General features: G+C 50.8%; 17 protein-coding genes. 11 read left to right on the top strand and 6 right to left on the bottom strand.

Going from position 1 to position 20,204, the window contains the following annotated elements:
- Positions 1-58: 58 nt before the first annotated feature.
- From LCH85_19170 to LCH85_19180, 3 genes are all read left to right on the top strand, one after another.
- Complete coding sequence (locus tag LCH85_19170; GenBank protein ID MCA0354123.1) at positions 59-694, top strand: HAD family phosphatase; 636 nt, start codon at positions 59-61, stop codon at positions 692-694.
- A 2-nt stretch (positions 695-696) separates the two neighbouring features.
- The gene (locus LCH85_19175) at positions 697-1,878 is read left to right on the top strand and encodes a glycosyltransferase (protein ID MCA0354124.1); all 1,182 of its coding nucleotides are present in this window, start codon (positions 697-699) and stop codon (positions 1,876-1,878) included.
- A 127-nt stretch (positions 1,879-2,005) separates the two neighbouring features.
- Positions 2,006-3,679, top strand: coding sequence for a hypothetical protein (locus LCH85_19180; GenBank protein MCA0354125.1), 1,674 nt, complete (start codon positions 2,006-2,008; stop codon positions 3,677-3,679).
- Positions 3,680-3,729: 50 nt separating this feature from the next.
- Here the strand turns inward: LCH85_19180 and LCH85_19185 are convergent, their stop codons facing one another.
- Together LCH85_19185 and LCH85_19190 are read right to left on the bottom strand one after the other, a co-directional pair.
- Positions 3,730-4,839, bottom strand: a complete 1,110-nt coding sequence (locus tag LCH85_19185; protein MCA0354126.1) for an undecaprenyl/decaprenyl-phosphate alpha-N-acetylglucosaminyl 1-phosphate transferase — start codon at positions 4,837-4,839, stop codon at positions 3,730-3,732.
- 45 nt (positions 4,840-4,884) lie between these two features.
- Positions 4,885-5,916: a ThiF family adenylyltransferase gene (locus tag LCH85_19190; GenBank protein MCA0354127.1), complete on the bottom strand. Its 1,032-nt coding sequence runs from the start codon at positions 5,914-5,916 to the stop codon at positions 4,885-4,887.
- Between the two features lie 240 nt (positions 5,917-6,156).
- Between LCH85_19190 and LCH85_19195 the strand changes: the two genes are divergently transcribed.
- A complete protein-coding gene (locus LCH85_19195; GenBank protein ID MCA0354128.1) occupies positions 6,157-6,882 on the top strand; it encodes a HAMP domain-containing histidine kinase in 726 nt (241 codons plus the stop codon).
- Between the two features lie 36 nt (positions 6,883-6,918).
- Here the strand turns inward: LCH85_19195 and LCH85_19200 are convergent, their stop codons facing one another.
- The 4 genes from LCH85_19200 to LCH85_19215 form a co-directional block, all read right to left on the bottom strand.
- Complete coding sequence (locus LCH85_19200) at positions 6,919-7,728, bottom strand: alpha/beta hydrolase (GenBank protein ID MCA0354129.1); 810 nt, start codon at positions 7,726-7,728, stop codon at positions 6,919-6,921.
- Between the two features lie 12 nt (positions 7,729-7,740).
- The gene (locus tag LCH85_19205; protein ID MCA0354130.1) at positions 7,741-8,685 is read right to left on the bottom strand and encodes a hypothetical protein; all 945 of its coding nucleotides are present in this window, start codon (positions 8,683-8,685) and stop codon (positions 7,741-7,743) included.
- A 216-nt stretch (positions 8,686-8,901) separates the two neighbouring features.
- Entirely contained in the window at positions 8,902-11,064 is a 2,163-nt protein-coding gene (locus tag LCH85_19210) for a peptidase domain-containing ABC transporter (protein ID MCA0354131.1), read from the bottom strand.
- A gap of 36 nt (positions 11,065-11,100) precedes the next feature.
- Positions 11,101-11,301: a hypothetical protein gene (locus LCH85_19215; GenBank protein ID MCA0354132.1), complete on the bottom strand. Its 201-nt coding sequence runs from the start codon at positions 11,299-11,301 to the stop codon at positions 11,101-11,103.
- A gap of 193 nt (positions 11,302-11,494) precedes the next feature.
- Here LCH85_19215 and LCH85_19220 point away from each other — a divergent pair, with 193 nt between their 5' ends.
- The 7 genes from LCH85_19220 to LCH85_19250 all read left to right on the top strand — a co-directional run bounded on the left by LCH85_19220 (position 11,495) and on the right by LCH85_19250 (position 20,110).
- Positions 11,495-11,722, top strand: a complete 228-nt coding sequence (locus LCH85_19220; protein ID MCA0354133.1) for a mersacidin/lichenicidin family type 2 lantibiotic — start codon at positions 11,495-11,497, stop codon at positions 11,720-11,722.
- Positions 11,723-11,778: 56 nt separating this feature from the next.
- Positions 11,779-14,511: a tetratricopeptide repeat protein gene (locus LCH85_19225; GenBank protein MCA0354134.1), complete on the top strand. Its 2,733-nt coding sequence runs from the start codon at positions 11,779-11,781 to the stop codon at positions 14,509-14,511.
- Positions 14,508-16,343 carry a type 2 lantipeptide synthetase LanM gene (gene lanM, locus LCH85_19230; GenBank protein ID MCA0354135.1) on the top strand — a complete coding sequence of 612 codons (1,836 nt, stop codon included), beginning with the start codon at positions 14,508-14,510 and terminating at the stop codon, positions 16,341-16,343. The genes LCH85_19225 and lanM overlap by 4 nt, the downstream gene beginning before the upstream one ends.
- Positions 16,344-16,452: 109 nt before the next feature.
- Positions 16,453-17,853, top strand: a complete 1,401-nt coding sequence (locus LCH85_19235) for a PQQ-dependent sugar dehydrogenase (GenBank protein MCA0354136.1) — start codon at positions 16,453-16,455, stop codon at positions 17,851-17,853.
- A complete protein-coding gene (locus tag LCH85_19240) occupies positions 17,853-18,263 on the top strand; it encodes a cytochrome c (GenBank protein ID MCA0354137.1) in 411 nt (136 codons plus the stop codon). The genes LCH85_19235 and LCH85_19240 overlap by 1 nt, the downstream gene beginning before the upstream one ends.
- A gap of 30 nt (positions 18,264-18,293) precedes the next feature.
- Complete coding sequence (locus LCH85_19245) at positions 18,294-19,361, top strand: glycosyltransferase family 4 protein (protein MCA0354138.1); 1,068 nt, start codon at positions 18,294-18,296, stop codon at positions 19,359-19,361.
- Between the two features lie 377 nt (positions 19,362-19,738).
- Positions 19,739-20,110, top strand: coding sequence for a response regulator (locus LCH85_19250; GenBank protein ID MCA0354139.1), 372 nt, complete (start codon positions 19,739-19,741; stop codon positions 20,108-20,110).
- Positions 20,111-20,204: the final 94 nt, after the last annotated feature.

A 20,204-nucleotide genomic window follows, 5' to 3' on the forward strand; every position in this document is an offset into this window, starting at 1 on the left:
TTGATTTAGTTTTGGCCTATTTAACGTGTCGCCTGATGTCTAGATCTGAGGTAGAACCATGACCCAAGCCATCCTATTCGATTGGGGCGGAGTTTTCAACCCGCAACATGAGTCACTTGACGGCTATCGTAGTATTGCTCAGCGCTATGGACATTCGGCAGAATCGTTGTATGCCTTGTTGTATAACGGCGATGAATGGCGACAAGCCCGCATCGGCGAATTAACCAGCCAAGCCTATTGGTCGAGTATGCAGCAAAAATTGGGCGTTACCGGCGAGTTGGCTCACTTTATGGGCGAGCTTTTCGCTGGCGAACAACTCAATCAACAGATGGTACGGATTGCTCAGGTGTTGCATCGACGCTATCGCACAGGTTTGCTCTCGAATGCCCTCGATGATCTGGAGACGATTTTGGAGCGCTGGCAGGTTGCCAATTTATTCGATGTGGTGATCAATTCGGCCCGCGTTGGCGTGGCCAAGCCCAATCCCCATGCCTTTGAATTGGCGGTTGCCGCCTTGGGCGTGCAAATTCGCGACATTATTTTTATTGATGATAAATTGCGTAATGTGCTAGCAGCCCGTGCTTTCGGCCTACCGACCGTGCATTTCACCACTACCACAGCGCTGATCGACGAGCTGGGAACTTTGGGTGTGCTCAAGCCACATGAACGGGCGATGCTGCGCGAGGAGCTTTGATCATGCGGATTGTTGCGCTGGCACCGTTTGGCTTGCGCCCCAAAGCCACATTAAGCCGTCGGGCCTTGCCGATGCTTCAAGCTGCCGCTGCCCGTGGCGATGTTGTGCATGTGCTAGCTCCCAGCGATCTCTATCCCGCTGATGCTGGCTCAACCAGCGTCATTAAGCAGATCACGGTTGAGCATGGCCCAGCTTTTGGTCAAGGCAGTGCGGCGATGCTGCGCTCGGTGAGTTGGATGCTCAAACGCTGTTTGGCGCTTCAGCCTGATCTGGTTCACCTGTTTAAACCCAAAGGCTATGGTGGTATGGCCTTGCCCTTGATTCGGCGTTTGCGGCCTAAATTGCCCATCTTTGTCGATACCGATGATTGGGAAGGTACTGGCGGCTGGAACGAGCGGCTCGATTATCCGCGCCATATCAAAAAGTTGATCGATTGGCAAGAACGCAACCTGCCTAAATTGGCCAATTGCGTTACGGTGGCCTCGCAAACCTTGGCCAACCAAGTGATTTTGTTTGGGTTGCCGACCAACAAGCTGCTTTATCTACCAAATGGAGTTGATTTGCCGCGTCGCCAATTGCCTGAGCGCAGCGTAGCCCGTGCCAAACTCGGCCTCAACCAAGACCCAATTATTTTGCTCTATAGCCGTTTTTGGGAGTTTCCAGTGAGCGATGTTGTGGCGATGATGGTTGGCGTGTTGGCCCAGATTCCTACGGCAAAACTCTTGGTGATTGGGGCGGGTGAACATGGCGAGGGGCAGCAATTAACGCTGTTGGCTCAGCGAGCAGGTATTAGCCATGCCCTTGATAACCGTGGTTGGAGTGAGCAAAGCACGATTGATGCAGCACTAGCTGCCGCTGATGTCGCGCTCTACCCAATGGACGATACTCTGCTGAATCGCGCCAAGTGTTCAGCCAAACTGACCGAACAAATGCAGGCAGGCTTGCCGATTGTGGCCGCAGCGGTTGGTCAGGTGGCTGAATATCTCGACCAAACTAGTGGTGTGTTGGTTGAACCAAGCAATAGTGGAGCCTTGGCGCAAGCCGTGATTCAGCTCTTGCAGCAGCCACAACAACGCCAGAGTTTGGGTCTAGCAGCCCAAAACCGCATCGAAAAGCTTTTTAATTGGCCTACGCAAAGCCAAACCCTACTCCAATGCTACGATGCCTGCTACAAGGCGCAGTAACTCAAACGCATGCAAATTGGCAAGATTTGTCATATCAAGGTCGTCTTCATGGCGTATCGTTAACCTACCGGACTTTTCGTCGTACTCTTGGAGGTAGTGTATGTGGTTTATCCGAAGAGTGTGTTTCGTGTTGGTCTTTTTAGGTCTGGTTTCCAGTGCTTGGCTTAAGCCTGCACCAATCGCTGCCCAAGCCCCATTGACAGGTGATCAAGCTGCTCCGTTGTTGAACCCAGTGAGCGAAGGCACTCGACAAGATTTCGAAGCTGGCCCCAACAGTGCGAGCAGCGGTGCGTATTTATATGAAACCGCCGCCTATCCTGGAACAGCGTTTCATCGGCGTAATTCAACCGTTGGTTACGCCTACTATGGTGGTGGCTGTACTTATATTACGGCGGCTAATGGCAGTAATATAGATAATAATGCGCTCAGCACCCGCCTCGATCTGCCTGATGGTGCAATTATCGTTGGGGTTGAGTTTCAATATCGCGATACTGATGCCGTCAACAATTCTCAATTATATCTCTATCGTTTTGATGGTGCTGGCGGAATTGCCTCAGTTGCTTTATTAAATAGTAGTGGCAATGGCGGCCATGGCTCGAGCTATACCACCAATCTCAATACCACCTATGATTCATTTAACTATTCCTATTCTCTAGTTTGGTATAGTGGAGCAGTTGGGCTAAACCATGCGCTTTGTGGTGCGCGGGTGAAATATGCCTATCCTGCCCCCGTTGCAAAGCCATTTACCATGCCCCCAGCCAACCAACCAGATGCTTTACAGGGCGGCAGTAGTGGCTATAGTTTCACCGCCGCTAGTGATTTTGTGGCGATTAATGACACGATCTCCTATAGCTATTCCGGGGCTGGCTGTATGATTCATAACGGTGGGGCCAACCTTGCCGCCGAAGTAGATGCGCCAGATGGGAGCCAATTAGCTGGCTATCGAGCTTTTTACTACAATACCGTCAGTGGTGCAACCATGGATGTAAACTTGTCATCAATCAATGGTTCAATAGCAAGCGCTGTATTGCTCGCTTCTACCACTACCAGTACTGGCTATGCCAATGAGTATTTTGTGCCGACCACGACCGAGATTTTTGATGAGTTGAATAAAGGCTATCTGATCTACATTCGGCCTGGCACGTCAGCAACAACGCGCATGTGTGGTGTCCGCACATTTTATAACACGCCGACACAGGTTGCCCAATTGCCAGCCTACACCAATCCTGTTAACCTAGTCAGCACCGATCGCGATGCTAGTGGCATGTTATTGACCGAAAATGTTGTTGAACTAAATCAAATGCGTAGCGTCGATCTCAGCATGCCAGAAGAACTGGCAAGCCCACAGCTCACGATGGAATATCAATTTATTACCCCACGTTCATTTGTGCCGCGCGAAAGTGCCCAAGGTATGGAAAGCTCGGCTAATGGTTGTATCGCGTTTGGCTCAGATCTTGAGCTGAGCTATACCTTCCAATTACCGCCCAACAGCGGGCTTCGTGGGGTGCGCTTCTACTATCGCAACCCAGCCGGAGATTCGGTTTTGGCGCGTTATTGGGCCTATAATGGCTATAGTTGGTTTACGCCAATCTTTAGCTATTCGATTCCATCATCAACTGATTATACTTCTAGCCTAGTCAGCTATACTGGCTCACACTATGACCTTTCGAATGGCACTGTGTCGCATTCGTTGAGTGTCGCAGCGCTTAGCTCTAGCAGCACAGTCGATTTTTGTGGGGCACGAGTTTGGTATACCACTGGCTTGCGCTCGCTCTATATTCCAGTCGCGTTCAAAAATTAACCTCATCCCTAAAAAATCAAAGGCCGTAGCCAAGTGCTACGGCCTTTTGGTTAATGCGAATTTTGGGTTTGCGGCTGTTTGCGAGCCAAATAGAAGAGCAGGCCAATCATCAGGCCAGTCAAAATGCTCAACGCGCCCAATTTCCACCAGCTATCGGGCAATAGCAAGCCCAAACTACCGAATAAGCTGCTGACAGTGTAGTAAAACGCTACAACTTGGCGTTGCGAGAGGCCTAAATCGAGCAAGCGATGGTGCAAATGGCCGCGATCTGAAACGCTAGCCCCTGCTCCCCGCACCCGCCGCCAGATAATCATCCACACGCCATCGAGCAAGGGCACACCCAGCACCAACAAGGCTGTGGCAAGCTTAGCTCCACCGATGATCGAGCAAATCGCCAAGGTATAGCCAATCACCATCGCGCCACCATCGCCCATAAAAATTTTGGCCGGATGAAAATTATGCGGCAAGAAGCCCAAGCAGGCTCCAGCTAAAGCCAAGGGCACGAGCACCAAGGAATATTGGCCTAGCGAGTAGGTATGAATCGCCAGCACAATCGCGGCAATAAATGTTACGCCTGCCGCCAAGCCATCTAAGCCATCGATCCAGTTGAGTGCATTAGTCATGCCCACAATCCAAAAAATTGTGAAGCCGATTGCCAAGGGCGGCCATATTTTATGAAAATTCACTTGCATAAACGGCGTGTTAAAGGCCGTCGCAATAATTCCTCGTGCCCCGACATCAACCCCATTGACCGCTGGATGCAGTGTCCATTCCCATAAATAGGGACCAACCGCAATCAATGCCGCTAGGATTTGAATGATCAAACGAAAGCGAGCCGAAAGTTTTTTGAGATCGTCGATGGTCATGACGACCCACATCAGGGTTGCGCCCGCAGCCAGCAAGCCCAAGCGAAAGCTTTCAATTGGGAAGCGCTGCATTTGCGGCACACCCCAAGGCACGACGACTGCCGCTGCCAACGCCGCCATAAAGCCCGCAAACATGGCCGCCCCGCCTAGTCGTGGAGTCGGAATCTGATGCACCCGTCGTGCTTCGGGCAGATCATACCACCCCTTGCGAATACACCAAGCCCGAATTAAGGGAGTCAACATAAAAGTGATGCTGGTGCCAATGGCTAAAACCAGCGCAAATCGCAGAATCATAACTGCTCCAGCATAGACGTTCAACCTTGAACATGAAATTGTCGATTAATGGTTAATCCAGCGATTGTAAAACCCGCGTGCCAGCACTGGATCATCGGTGCCGCTGATAATCACGCGGCCATCAGGAAAAACTGTGGCTTGTAACGTTTCAGCCGCAAAGCGTAGCAGATAGTCAGTTTGAATTACCCGTAGATCGGCTTGCTGCAAATGGGCTGCCAATTGGGCTAAGGCCATGGTGATTGGCTGCTGTGGCCGAATTTGGATGGCGTTGCGGCCACATAAACTTAGGGTTGGCGCACTATCCTGATCAAGCAAATCGAATTGGCGCAAGCCACAAACTGGGCAATCGGGGCGTGGCGTTGGCAGCGGCAGTTGCTCAAATTGCCAAGCCCACAGATCAAGCATATATAAATCGGGGTTGGCTTGGCCCTGGCCAGTGAGCAATTTGAGCGCTTCAGTTGCCGCCAAATTGCCAATGACCCCCACGACTGGTCCAACCACGCCAGCGGTTTCACACGTTGGCATGCTGCCTGGCTCCGGCGAAGTCGTAAAAACACAGCGCCAACAGGCTTGCTCAGGCCGAAAATCTGCAGTCATGCCATGGCCACCCAACACGCCACTATAAATCCATGGTACTTGTTCACGCACACACCATTGATTGATCAGCAAGCGGGTTTCGAGGCTATCGCTGCCATCCATAATTAAATCGACTCCAGCTAGCGCTTGATCAATCGTGCCAGCATGCAGATCAAGCACCAAGGCATCGATTTCGCAAGCACTGTTGATTTGCTGGGCATGGGCTTTGGCCGCCACAACTTTGGGCACTAACTGCGCAGCATCAGCCTCGGTATACAAACTTTGGCGCGGCAAATTATGTTCCTCAACCCAATCGCGGTCGATTAGCCGCAAATAGCCTACGCCCGCTCGTAGCAAGGCATGAGCGATGCTGCTACCGGTTGCACCCAAGCCCACAATCGCCACTCGTGCTTGGGATAAGCGCTGCTGCCCGGCTTGGCCTAGCCCAGCAAACCGTGTTTGGCGACTATAGCGTGCTGATGGTATCCCACTACTGGGCATAAAACCCCCTATTTGCATTGTGGCTCATTGTACCGCGCAGGTGAGACAGTATCAACTTGACAGAGATTGATACCGCCTCGTAAAATCGTATTTAATTGTTGGTTATTTGTAGCATGGCCTCTTGATTCAGTCGCTTACTCAGCCCTCACTGTGTAAGTTATTTTTGCTATGATGCCCAGCTACGCTTAGCATTATTTTGACGTGTTAGATGGGAAACACGGCGCACCCAAGGAGTTACCGATGAGCCGCGCCAGCAGCTTTGAACGAGCCACACTCGACCCGTTTTACCACGAGCTTCGCACCTCGCTGACCTTGATCCAAACCTGTACCGATTTGTTGATGCATGCCGACCAAATTGGGCAGGCCGATTTGCGCAATTTTTTACAAATTATCCGGCGTGGTGGCACTCGGATTGATCGGCTTGTGCGGGATTATATTTTGTTGGCCAAGGGTGAGTATGGGGTTTTGAGCGAGGAGAAAGTCGCTCAGCCAACCTCAGTTTTGCCCCCACTCAATTTAGCCTTGCTTGAGGTTCGCGCCGAAAGTAATGATCGTGGGGTCGAGATTGTGAGCGATCTGCCCGAAACGATGCCTTTGGTTTTGGCTAACCCCGACCATTTACGCCTGATTATCGAGCGTTTGTTGAGCGTAGCGTTGCGCTTTGTGCGCAATTCAGGCGATGCAGTCGTGGTGCAAACCCGTACCATGCCCGATAGCGTGGCGGTGGTTTTTACGGTCGAAGGTGTGCCACTGACCGACGAGGATTTACCACGAATTTTCGATCGCTTCTTCGTGCCGCAAAATTTGCCACTCTCACGCGAGCAACATGGCTTGGGCTTAGATTTGCCAGTCGTCAAATCGTTGGTTGAGCTATACGGCGGCAAAGTGGCGATTGAGCGGTTGGCCAAGGGCAATGTGTTTGCCTTTACGATTCCTCGTGCCGAGCCAGAAACCAGTCGTAGCTAAAATAATGCAGCGCAGCCATCACGACTGCGCTGTTTTTTAGGCCTGCAACACCCGATCAAAAAACGCCAAAATCCGTTGGTTAATCTGTTGAAGATAGGGGCTATTAGCTCCAAAATTGTGTTCAGCCTCAGGTAAAAGCAACAATTCTACCTCGGCATTGGCCGCTTGCAAGGCTTGTTGCAACATCAGGCTTTGGCCGACAGGCACGGTTTGGTCTTGCTCACCGTGAATCAGCAAAAACGGCGGGGCTGGCTGATTAAGGTAATTCAATGGATTGGCTTGTTGTACCAACTCAGGGCGCGTCGGCAAAGCGCCGCCAACCAACAACGATTCAGGCGAATCTGGCTCGTCGTGCCAATCGCCAAGCTTGCTCAAATCGCTGGGCGCAGCCACGGCGACTACTGCTTGCACATGGCTTGGTTGTTCAGGGCTGCCGTTGTTGCCCGTTAAGCTTGCTTCAGTTCCTGTAACACCCAATAAACTTGCCAAATGACCGCCCGCATCGTGGCCCCAAACTCCAATGCGCTGTGGATCGATGCCCAAGCGTTGAGCATTGGCACGAAGCCAACGGACAGCGGCCTTGGCATCGTGTAGTTGGGCCGGAAAAATCGCCTGATCGCTGCGGCGATAATTGATGCTGGCAACCATGTAACGGCCCGTTTGGGCCAAAAACGGATCGCTGCTCAGCGCTTTATCGCCGCGCCGCCACATCCCACCATGAATATACATCACCACAGGCAAGGCTTGGCTTGGCAATGGCTCAGGTCGATACAAATCGAGAAACAGCCAATAGTTGTCGGCCTTACCATAGGGTAAATCGGTTAAACATTCAACATCATTCGCCATTGAATCCTCGGTTTATTTGGCAATTGGCTGACGCACAATGCCTGGTACAAAATCGGGTGGCGTGTAAATCAAGGCCATCGCGCCAGGAATATAGCGCTCAAAGGTTGGTAGCACATTAGCCAATTGGCCATTGTTGCTGATATGGCCAGGGCTGACCAGCCCTTGATTATGCCAGGCTACAAAGGTCATCCAATTAACTGTGACCCAATCGTGTTCGGCACGATAGCTGGCAACCTCAAAATTGGCGGCTAAATATTCGACTGCCAAAAATGGATCGCTAATTTCGGCAGCAACTTCGGTTTCGCTTGGTTGCCAATCGCTGTAGCGCTGCATGCGAGTTTGCACGTCGCTACCAAAAATTGCAATTGGAATTGGGCGGTTGGTTGGCTCGTTGAGTGAATTGACATACGGCATTTCGCCATTCAACAAACTCAATCCAACCGAAGGCCGCAAATTGGCGGGCCACACGCTAAAATTGCCCAAACCCAGCGAGTTGGCAACTCCTTGAGCCTCTTGATAGACCGGAGTTACTGCTCGCCCAAAACTACCACGAGTCGCCAAAGCACTGTTGTATTCAAAATAGAGTTGCGCCGCAATCAATACGGCAAATTGATCATCTGTAAGTTTGGTAATGGCTTGGCGATTATGGCGTTTGGCGCTGACAATAATGCTTGAACGCAAGCGCAGCATGGTCAAATTAAAGCTTGGGTCGAAATAGGCCTCAGGCACATCGGTTGGGTAAGGCCGCCCAGCAGCATAAAACAGCGCCTTAGCACTAGGCCAACCGATGATCGCGGGTGCATTGGGTACATAGAAACTGTGGGTTTGCGGTGGCGCATATTGGTCGAACACCATGGGCGCTGCCGCTACAATCACTTGTCTCCGCTGTAAGCCATGAACTCCCAAAACTGCTACTAAAAGCAGGCAAAAAAATAATCGCACCTTGCGACGCGACATACAGGCTCCTTTGCTTCGTCTACACACAGCCGCAGTTTATTCAAATCGTTATGCTGCGCTGCTAGTGGCAGCATAGCATATGGCCTCGATTTTGGGAATACACCAAAGGGTTTATTTTGGGTAGGGTTTAACCGCTTTGGCGAGCAAGTTCTAGGCCAAAAGATCTAGTGTATAGACGTAGCAATTAAGCCAAACGTTGCAGGCAACTCGGCCATTTTAGGTTGGTTGTTGATTGGATACCATACTCGCATAAACTCCATTTGCGCCAACTAACTCGCCATGCGTGCCTTGTTCAGCAATTTGCCCTCGATCAAGCACAATGATCACATCGGCATTTTTGACCGTGCTCAGGCGATGGGCAATCACAATTCGGGTGCAGTTAAGCTGATTCAGTTGTTGCTCAACAATCTGTTCGGTCAGGGTATCGAGTTGGCTGGTAGCTTCATCTAAAATTAAAATCGCAGGTTGGCGCAACAAGGCGCGGGCTAGCGCGATCCGTTGGCGTTGGCCGCCCGAAATTCCGCCTGCTGCCTCGCCAACCCGGGTTTCATAGCCCATTGGCATGCTCACAATGTCGTTGTGTAACCCAGCCCGTTGGCTCGCCGCAATCAGTTGGGCAGCTGGCAAGCTGGCCCGTTGCAAATTGATATTTTGGCGAATCGAGCCGCTAAATAAAAAGGCATCTTGGAGCACCACCCCAAATTGTTGGCGCAAGGCTTGGCGATCATAGTCCTCGATCGGGCGTTCATCGATCCAAATCTGGCCGCTGCTGGGCTGATACAAACCTAACAATAATTTGGCAAGCGTGCTTTTGCCCGATCCAGTGCGCCCAACCAAGGCAACTTTTTGACCTGGCGCAATCTGCAATGAAATATCACGCAGAATTGGCGCAGTATGCGGATTATAGCCAAAACTCACGTTTTCCAGCCGAATTGCGCCTTGTAAGTTTGTTTCAGGCGCGAAGCTACCATCTGGCTCAGGCTGGGCCATCAACACATCATTTAATCGTTCGAGATAGCTGGTTAATAATTGCAAGCGCTGGCCTTGGCTAATTAATGTGACCAACGGCGCGAGGGCTAAAGTGCCAATCGCATTTAATGCCAGCATCGTACTTAAATCCATCTGGCCTTGGTGCACTTCGCGTAAGCCAACCCAGAGCAAAATTAATGGTGTGGCGGTTTGCAGCGTACCCAAAATACTATCGACCACCGCGCTTAGGCGTTGGCGGCGTAGGCTGGTGTTGCGCTGGCGACGAGCCAAATTTTGCCAATAGCCAAACGCATAATGCTCCACGCCCATGGCTTTGATCGTGGTGATGCCGCTGAGTAATTCGACCAAATAGCTTTGGGCTTCGCTTTGCTCCAACAAATCAGTTTCGACGAGCGGGCGCAAACGGCCTTGAGTTAGCCAAATAATTGCCACTTGCAGCAAGGCGATGATCGCGACAGTCAAGCCAAAACTGCCACTTTGCCAAAACAACAAGCCACCATACACCAACATTAACCCGCCATCGAGCACGACCGAAAGCACTTGGTTAGTAATTAATTCGCGAATTGTGCTGTTGCTGGTTAGGCGCAGCAATAAATCGCCGCTGCTGCGTTGCTCAAAAAAGGCCAAGGGCAAGCGCAACAAATGGCTTAAAAAATGCTCGCTTAAATCAGTATCAAAACGCAGTTGTAGCTGAATCAACAAGAGGCTCCGCATATATTGAATCAAAAAGCGAATGCTGATGATTAAGCCCAAGCCAATTAATACCCGCCCAAGCAACACCTCAAAACTCGGCAAGGTAACCTGTTGCACCAAACTTTTGGTCAGCAATGGCAAGGCCAGCCCAACCAATTGCAACAAGCCTGAGGCCACGATAATTTGCACCAATAAACTAGGTTTGGCCAAAAGCGTCGAGCGAATCAAGCGCCATTGGTTGGTGTTGGAGCGCTGGCGTTGCTCAAAATTTGGGCCAGGCTGGCAACTGAGCACAATCCCAGTGAAGCGTTGGTCAAGCTCGCTTAACTCAACAAAACGCCGACCCAAGGCAGGATCAACGATGGTTGCGCCGCGTGGCGACCACTGTTCAAGCACCACAAAATGATTAAAATTCCAATGCAAAATCGCTGGGAGTTGGAGTGAGCCAAAATCGAGGTTTTGTAGGGCAAAGGCTCGTACAATCAGGCCATAATGCCGGCCAGCGGCAGCAATTGTTTGGGCACTCAAGCCATCACGCGATGGCCGACAGACCTCGCGAGCTTCTGCAACCGAAGTTGCTCGCCCCCAATAAGAGAGCACCATGGCCAAACATGCAGCACCACATTCAATCGCACTTAATTGGAGTAAAACAGGAACCCGTCGCCGTTTGAAGCTTGCCAACCAACGTTTCAACATTGCCAAACCTTGCTTGTAGCGCAAGGTTGTCCGGGGCTAGAGGTTTACGATCGGCGCACCAACCACAACTAAGCTGACAGAAAGCACCGCGACCAGCAACCACAAACTACGCAGCAACAGCGGCGAAATCCGCTCTTGGACAACCTGCTCTTGATGATGAGCAACATATGAGGTTAGCGCAGCTGGGCGAAACAGGCTAGTGTTTGGAATCAGAGTGGTTTGGCTGTGGTCATTCATTGGGGTGTCCTCCTGCGAAACTGGCCCCATTTAACCATAGTTGGGCTTTGCCAACTAGTCCAAAACCGATATAAAAACCGATATAGCGCTATCGCTCAAACTACGCTTGCCAATAACTATATTTTAACCGTATACTAGGGCATCTAACAACCTCCCAATTTAAACCCACCCTAAAAATCAAAGGAGACCCAGCATGTCGCATGAAGAAACGATCAACGCGTGGAATAATGCTGATCAAAATCCTGAGACTGAACCCACTAAACCCCAGCCAATGCCTGCGAATCCTGCCGGAATGACTGAATTGAGCGATGAAGAATTACGCCAAATTCAAGGTGGTACCTTGGTCGATTGCAGTATCATCCCAACCATGACTTCGGTCAATAGTGCGGTTCCCTGCGTGGTTCACACCGACGAACAGTAGAAAATTAGCCAAATGTCCTTGCTTTCCTGACTTCCACAGCACACTGGACAGCGTATATGACTAAGCTTGATGCCTCTTTTGGAATGTGGCTTAAACAACGCCGAAAGACCCTCGATCTGACCCAAGACGAGTTGGCTCATTTGGTTGGCTGTGCCACGGTCACGATTCGTAAAATTGAAGCTAATACGCTTAAGCCTTCAACCCAGATTGCTCAGCGCTTAGCCCAATGTTGTAATGTTCCCGAAGCTGAACATACAGCATTTGTTCATTTTGCGCGTTCGGAAACAACCACTGGGCCAGTATGGTCTGATCAAACACCAGGTGCTGCACGGGTCAATTTTGTGGTCGATCAACCACCCCACAATTTGGTTGATTTACCCAATCCATTGATTGGTCGTGATGCTGATGTTGCGACCATCAATGAGCGTTTGGCCAACGAGCATGTGCGTTTATTAACTTTAGTTGGCCCGCCTGGGGTTGGCAAAACTCGTTTAGCTTTGCAAGTAGCCCAACAACAACTTGAGCGCTTCCGCCATGGGGTGTTTGTCGTAGCCCTTGCTCCTGTAACCAATCCTCAAGATGTGTTGAGCGTAATCGCACAAACCCTAGGAATCAAAGAAACTGGCATTCGGCGCAGTTTCGAAGACCTCAAAAATTTTTTGTACGACCGCGAATTATTATTGGTGCTTGATAATTTCGAGCAGGTGTTGCCCGCTGCTAGCTCAATCGATCAGCTGATTCAGGCTTGTTATGGGCTGAAGGTCTTGGTCACTAGTCGCGAGGCCTTGCGCTTACGCCGTGAACGTCGTTTTGCGGTTGCGCCGCTGGCTATTGCAACGCCCGCTAACGATGAGCCAAGCGCCACGCTTTCGCCAGCAGTAGCACTGTTTGTTGAGCGAGCACAGGCCGTTAATCCCGATTTTGAAATTAACGAAACCAGTCTGCGTGATATTAGTGCCGTTTGTCGCCAGCTTGATGGCCTGCCGTTGAGTATTGAGTTGATTGCTGCCCGCAGTATGTTGCTTGCCCCCAAAGCGATGTTGCGCCATCTTGAGCATCAATTAACCGTCTTAACCAGCCGATCGTCTGATCATCCGCCGCGCCAACGAACCCTGCGTGATGCAATTCGTTGGAGTGTTGATCTGCTTGAGCCGAGCGATCAGCAGATGTTTATGCATGTTGGGGTTTTTCCGCAAAGCTGTACCCTCGATGCACTTGCCGCTGTCGGGGCAGAGCAAGCTTGGGCGCTCGATTTGCTCGACGGCCTAAATACGCTCGCTGATAAAAGTTTGCTCTATGCCAAGGCTGATCAACAGGGCGAAACGCGCTTTGAAATGTTGAATGTGTTGCGTGAATATGCCCGCGAGATGTTGCAACACACTGGTTTATTGATCCAAGCTGCCCAACGCCATGCCCAATATTATTTGCAGTTGGCGCAAATCCTCCAAGCCGATCTCAGCCAGCATAACCAACATGTGACCGCTGGCGATCGCTTTGAGCATGATTTATTCAATTTTCGGGCGGCCTTAGAATTTTTCTTTACTCAACGTCAAATCGAACAGAATGTTCAGCTTGCTACTAGTTTGGCCGATTTGTGGTATTTGCGCGGCTATGCTGGTGAAGGTCGGCGTTGGCTGGCCCAAGCAATCGATCAAGCCCAAACCACCCAAACCACGCTTGAGCCAACCCTTTGGATCGAAGCACTCAACGCTGCGGGTTACCTCGCCTATCATCAAGGTGATTACGGCGATGCCGCCCAAACCTTCTCGCAAAGTCGCCAACTGATTGAAACTGCCAACGATCAGGTTGGCATGGCGCGGGTCTACAATAATTTGGGCTTAATTGCTCATTGGCAAGGCCAATATGCCCAATCTGAGGCTTTGCTCAACGATAGTTTGCAAATTTGGCGCAAACTTGATCTATCGATGGCGATTAGTAGTTTGGTCTGTAATCTTGGGGCACTTCAGCTTGATCGCGGTGAATTGAGCCAGGCTGCCGAGTTGCTTGAACAAAGCAAAGTGCTCTGTCAGCAGCAACATTATGAAAATCGCATCTCGATGGTTCTGCAACATCAAGGTAAATTGGCGCTCTATCGTGGCGATTATGCTACTGCCCAGCGTTGTTTTAGCGAAAGTCAGGCTATCGCCGAGCAGATGAGCAATAAAACTGTGATAGGTTTCGCTCTGATGTACCAAGGCTATACCACACTGGCCGCAGGCGAATTGGATCAGGCCGCCTGTTATTTGAGCAAAGCTGCCCAGATGAGCCAAGATCTTGGTAGCAAACATATGTTGTGTATGGTGTTGGCGGTGCAGGCACAGTTGGCCGTCGAACAAGCTCAATACGTGGTGGCTCGTCAATTATTTACCCAAGCCTTGGAGTTAGGCCGCACCATGCAATTTGGCACAGGCATTGCCAATGCCTTGCGTGGTTTGGCGCTGGTCGATGCGATTCAAGGCCACTATAGCCCAGCGTTGGAGCAAATTAACCAAGCAATTCAAGGCTATCGCACCATCGGCAACCCCGAAGGCTTAATTCAAGCGCTTGAAACCTTGGCGTTTTGTTTGGTAACTATGGGCTATGGCAAGACAATCGAGCCTGTCGTTGCTGCACTCGATCAGTTGCGCCACGAATATGGCTTGCGCCGCTGGAACAATCAACAAGCTCGTTGGCAACAGATTCAACAGGCTCTCGCGCAGCCTGATCAATCAACCCTGTCAGCCGAGCCAATTGTGGCCCAATTGCTCGACCAAATGCCCAGCCTGAAACTGCGTGAGCTGCGCACATGAATTGGTTGGCAAGCCTGAATCTACGCGAGCGCCAGCAGCTTGGTTTGAGCGAGCTTGGCGCTCGAACCACATCGCGTTACCAACGTTGGCGCAAGCAAGCCCCATTCGAGCAAACGCTCTGGTGGCAGGCACGGCTGGCGCTGGATGGATTGGATGATCAGCAATTCCAAGCCTTGCTTGATCCCACCGTTGTGGTTGCTGCGCCGCCATGGGCCGAAACCCTCACAGCATGGCGCGAATGGCAAGCCCGCCCGCATCCGCGCTGGCTCAACCAACCAAACTTGGGCTATCCACTCTGGCCAATCGTCGATTATTGCTTAGCTCAGATTGAACAAGCCTTGCAGCAAGCACAGGTTAAGCATGCTTGGCCGAGCTTGCAGGCAGCGATTGGCAAGGCGCTCGTGCAACGTTTAGCCCAATTAACTGCCCAAACGCTGGTGCTTGAGCTGAATGTAGCCCGTTTGCGTGGCCAACTCCACGGCGCAACCAGCCAAGAGCGTTTTGAATATTTCATCGAACGCTATAGTCAAATCAGCGATTTGCTCGATCTATTGGCTGATTATCCGGTGTTGTTGCGGAGTTTGGTGCATGAATGTCAAACGACAATTAATTTTATCAGCCACATTGCCCAGCATCTCGCTCACGATTGGCAGCAACTCCAACAGCATTTTGGGCTTGAACTTGCCGAATGGACAGGTTTGGAAAGCTTGGGCGATTGTCATGCGGGCAAGAGTGTTTGCCGCTTGGATTTTGCCAGCGGCCAACATTTGGCCTACAAACCGCGTTCACTGAGCACCGAAGTTGCCTTTAATCAGGTTTTAGCGTGGCACAACCAACAACCGCAAACCATCCAATTACGTGGTTTGAAGGTGCTCGATTGTGGCAATTATGGCTGGACGGAATGGCTGCAAGCCTTGCCGTGTGCCGATTCGGCGGCGGTACGGCGTTTTTATCAACGCCATGGAGCCTTATTGGCCTTGCTTTTGGTGTTACAAGCCTGCGATGTGCACTATGAAAATGTGATTGCCGTCGGCGAATATCCAGTCTTGATTGACCTCGAAGGCTTGTGCCATCCCCTGCTATTGAGCAATACCAACGAATTGATCGAGGCTGAACAAGTTGGCTTGTTACCACGCTTGCACTTTGCCACCGAGCAACATCTTGGAGTCGATATGAGCGGCATCGCGGGCAATGCCGAGCAAACCTTGCCCCTACCCCAGCCAGTTTGGGATGAGACCAATACTGATCAAATGGCTTTGCGCTATGCTCCAACCGCCGTGCCAGCCGCCCACAATTTGCCAACCTGTAGCAAGCTCCAAATTGATCCATTGGATTATGCCGCTGAGGTTGAGCAAGGTTTTCGCACCACCTATTTAACCTTGTTGAGCGCCAAAGCCGAGTTGTTGAGCAATGTTCTCGCCGTTTGTGCCGATACCACAATTCGGGTAATTGCCCGCCCATCGAATAGTTACGCGATTTTGCTGCGCCATGCCAGCCATCCCAATCGGCTGCGCGATGCGATTGATCGTGATTGTTTGTTTGACCATTTGTGGCTAAGCATCCCTGAGCGACCACATTTGAAACCGTTTCTGCAAACTGAGCAAGCAGCACTGTGGCAAGGCGATATTCCATGGTTTGGCACGACCCCACGTTCGCAAACCATTTGGGATGCCAATGACCAAAGCTTGCCATTTACCTTAGCCCAAAGCAGTTGGCAACGGGTTGAACTGGCAGTTGAGCGCTTGAGTCTTGAAGATTGCGCAAGCCAAATCGCCCAAATTCGCCATGCTTTTGGGACTAATGCTTCACCCAAATCGCCCCAGCAGCCATGATATACTGAGCCTAGTAGCCCTGCTACCAACTCCCTGAAACTTCAAACAACCCACCTTGGCTGGCATGTGCCAGTCATCGTTTTGGTGCACATACAAAGGATTAATCACGATGCTGCTGAATATTGCAACCTTGGTGCTGTTATCACTTTGGCTGGGGGCGATGATTGGCGGATTATTGCTTATGCGCCAAGCAGGCCGTTGGCGCTGGATTGGCCTTGCCATTGCCGTGCAAGGTTTGATCTTGCTGGTATTTCAAGGCTTGCTCAGCACCTATCCAATTGGGATTGGCGACCCATTAATTCGGGTGAAATTTTGGGATTTGCTGAGCCAAGCGGCGGTCGTGCTTGGTGCCTTGGCGGTCGTCGTAGTTGTTCTATGGTGGCTGGCCAAACAAGTGCGCTACAGCATCGATCAGCAATTGCGCCGACGAGGCTTAGCCTTATTGTTGCTCTTTGGCATGCCATTAATCGCCACACCCGCCTTTTACACCATGTGGCAAACTAGCATTCCCGAGCGCGAACGTGAACGCAACCCCGATTTGCGGGTGATCAATGTGCCCGAAGGTTTTGAATGGAGCGTCTACGCCCGTGGCACGATGGATAATCCCACAGCGATTGCCTTTGGCGCTGAAAACGAACTATACATCGCCGATATTGCTGGCGATTTGTGGATTGGCCGCGACCAAAATAATGATCAGCAGATCGATAGTTTGAGCAAATGGGCTGGCGATTTTGATTTGTTGGTTGGCTTGGTTTGGCGCGATGGTGAGTTGTATTGCGCTAGTTCGGGCAAAATCGAGGCCTTGCGTGATAGTAATGGCGATGGCGTAGCCGATAGTCGCCGCATTGTGGTTGATAATTTGCCCTCAATGATTTTGCAGCCACACTCCAACAATGGCTTGGCCTTTGGCCCCGATGGCCGCTTGTATTTTGGGGTTGGCAGCACTACCGACGGTAAATTTGAGGAAAATGAATTAGCCGCCAGCGTTTTATCGGTCAATCCCGATGGCACGGATTTGCGTCCGTATGCCCGTGGCTTGGGCAATGTGTTTGATGTTGCTTTCAATGCCGATGGGGCGCTGTTTGGGGGCGATAATGGCCCTAGCTCAGTTGAGGGCAATGATCCGCCAGATGAATTTAATTATTTGGTCGAAGGCGAACACTATGGCTACCCCTACTTTTTTGGCGACCCGCCCAGCGATGGCGGCACACGCGGCGCATTAATCAGCTTTCCCGCTCACTCGGTGCCCACGGGAGTTACATTTTATAGTGGCGATCAGTATCCGCAAATCTATAGTGATAGCGCCTTTTTGACGCTCTGGCAGACGGGTGAGGTCGTGCATATTGAGGTTGGGCAAACCAGCAACGGCGATTATCTGGCCAAATCAACCACCTTTGCTGATGGTATGCTCTACCCGATTGATGTGATTACTGGCCCCGATGGCAACTTGTATATCGCCGATTTCGGTACGAGTGCAATCTACCGAATCACCTATAATGGAGCGCGTTAATGCGACGATTTGGCTATTTTGTGGTGGGCTTGCTGTTGCTGGGCTGTGGTGCTGCCAACGATAGTACCAGCGTGGGCAATGCTGAGCGCGGCAAACGCATTTTTCAGGGAGCCGAGGTGTTGACACTCGATCAACTCGAAGCATGTGTCGATTGCCATAGTGATGTTGCTGGTGAAGCAGGCCAAGGCATCGGCCAAAATCTCTCAAATATTGGCAATCGTGCTGCGCAACGCCCCGATGGCACAAGTGCGATCGATTATCTGCGGCTCTCATTGACCGAGCCAGATAAAGAACTGGTGGGCGGCTTTCAAGAGGGCATTATGCCGCGCGATTATGCCCAAAAATTATCAACCCAAGATATTAACGATCTGATTGGTTATATGCTAACGCTAAAAAGTGGCATTGATTAAGCGCGTTAGTTTTGAATGAATGTAGGTGCTATGCAGCAATTGCGAATTGCGTTCTTGGATTCGTGGTTACAGGCGGTGGTTGATGGCAGCGGCACGGCGGCAGCAATCGGCGGTTTGGCGCGGACCTTGCAAGCCCGAGGCCATGTAGTTGATCGGATTGTGCCAACTGGCAATTGGCCGCGTAATTTGACCCTGCGCCGACTTTATTACAATTGGCAATTGCCCCGTCGCCTCGCCAATCACAACTACGATTTAGTGGTTGGCTTTGATATTGATGGAGTCCGAGTTGCCCAGCGCTTAAATGTGCCCTATATTTGTAGCATCAAAGGCGTGATTGCCGAAGAACAGCGCCATGAACAAGGCTTTATTCGGGCGTTGCTCTGGTCGCTCTCGCGGATTGAATTGATCAATGCGCGGCGTGCGCCCAACGTTATTTCAACCAGTGAATATTGCCGCCAGATGATTCATGCCCATTATGCTGTGCCAATCAGTAAGATTGGGATTGTGCCCGAAGGCATTGATTTGAGTTTGTGGCAGGAGCAAGCCCAAAGCAGCCAGCGTGATCCATGGACGGTGCTATGTGTGGCCCGCCAATATCCGCGTAAACATGTGATTGACTTGATTCGGGCCTTTGCCAGCGTGATCGAACGAGTGCCGCAAGCTCAATTGGTGATTATCGGCGATGGCCCTGACCACGATTTGTTGCGCGGAGTGGTACGAGCCTACAATCTCGAAAGCTCAGTACGCATGCTCGGAGCGATTGCCGATGATGCTGAAGTGCGAGCCTGGTATGGGCGCAGCAGTATTTTCTGCTTGCCCAGCGTTCAAGAAGGCTTTGGGATCGTCTTTTTAGAGGCGATGGCAAGCGGCTTACCAATTGTCAGCACCAATGCTGCCGCGATTCCCGAAGTTGTGCCGCATGGGCAGGCTGGCACGTTAGTTGCCCCAAGCGATGTAACGGCAATCGCTGAGGCGCTGATTGAGCTATTGCAAAACCCCAAGCTACAACAGCGCTACCGCGATTATGGCTTGCAGCATGTTCAACAATATGCTTGGGAGCATGTGACCGATCGCTTTTTAGCAGCAGTTTGGGCTTAGTTGCTGCGCTTAAACCAATTGTTAACAATTTATATACTTTTGGCCAAATTTAAACGCGATTAATTGAACTTAATTGGGTGCAGAAACTAGCAGTGCATAGGAGATCCACAACAGCCAATTTAACCGATTAGAATGGCCTAATCAATTAATCGACCAAGCTAGCTAGCAGGCTAGGTCGTGATAAATCGAGCTGAACTTATTTTTCAGAAAAAATTAAGTTTTTTTATATATTTTAGGCTTGCCAGTCATATCTATCTATGTTACCCTGCATGCTAATTAAAGAACTACCCAATCAGGGACTCAATTCCTATTGTCCAATGAGTGTTTTGTCGAAGCATCGATCGTGATTTCATACCTCTACGGACACTGGAGCAGGTATGGCTTGTTTATTTATAGTTGATGATCAACCAGACACTCACATTATTCTCGCGCGTTTACTTGAGGTTGATGGGTATACGGTGGTTGGGGCGCACAATGGTAGTGAAGCCCTGAAGCAAATACCTGTAGTTCGCCCAGCCTTGGTGTTATTGGATCTAGCCTTGCCGGGCATTGATGGTTTAACGGTTGCCAAACAGTTACGCATCAATACCAGCACCAAGCATGTGCCAATTATTGCCATGACGGCCTTTGGTGGCAACGATTATCGTACCCAAGCTATGGCAGCTGGTTGTAGCGAATATCTTTTAAAACCATTGGATTTTGCTAAACTTCGCGGGGTGATTGCGCAATTGGTGCTACAAGTGGCCTAAATGTGTGATGACAAGTGGGGTGTCGGCATGAAACCCGAGCAATAATCGGGCTTTTTTATTGCCAAAACATGGCAGCATGGAACAACTCCATGCT

Source organism: Chloroflexota bacterium, from assembly GCA_020161265.1.
GTDB lineage: Bacteria > Chloroflexota > Chloroflexia > Chloroflexales > Herpetosiphonaceae > Herpetosiphon.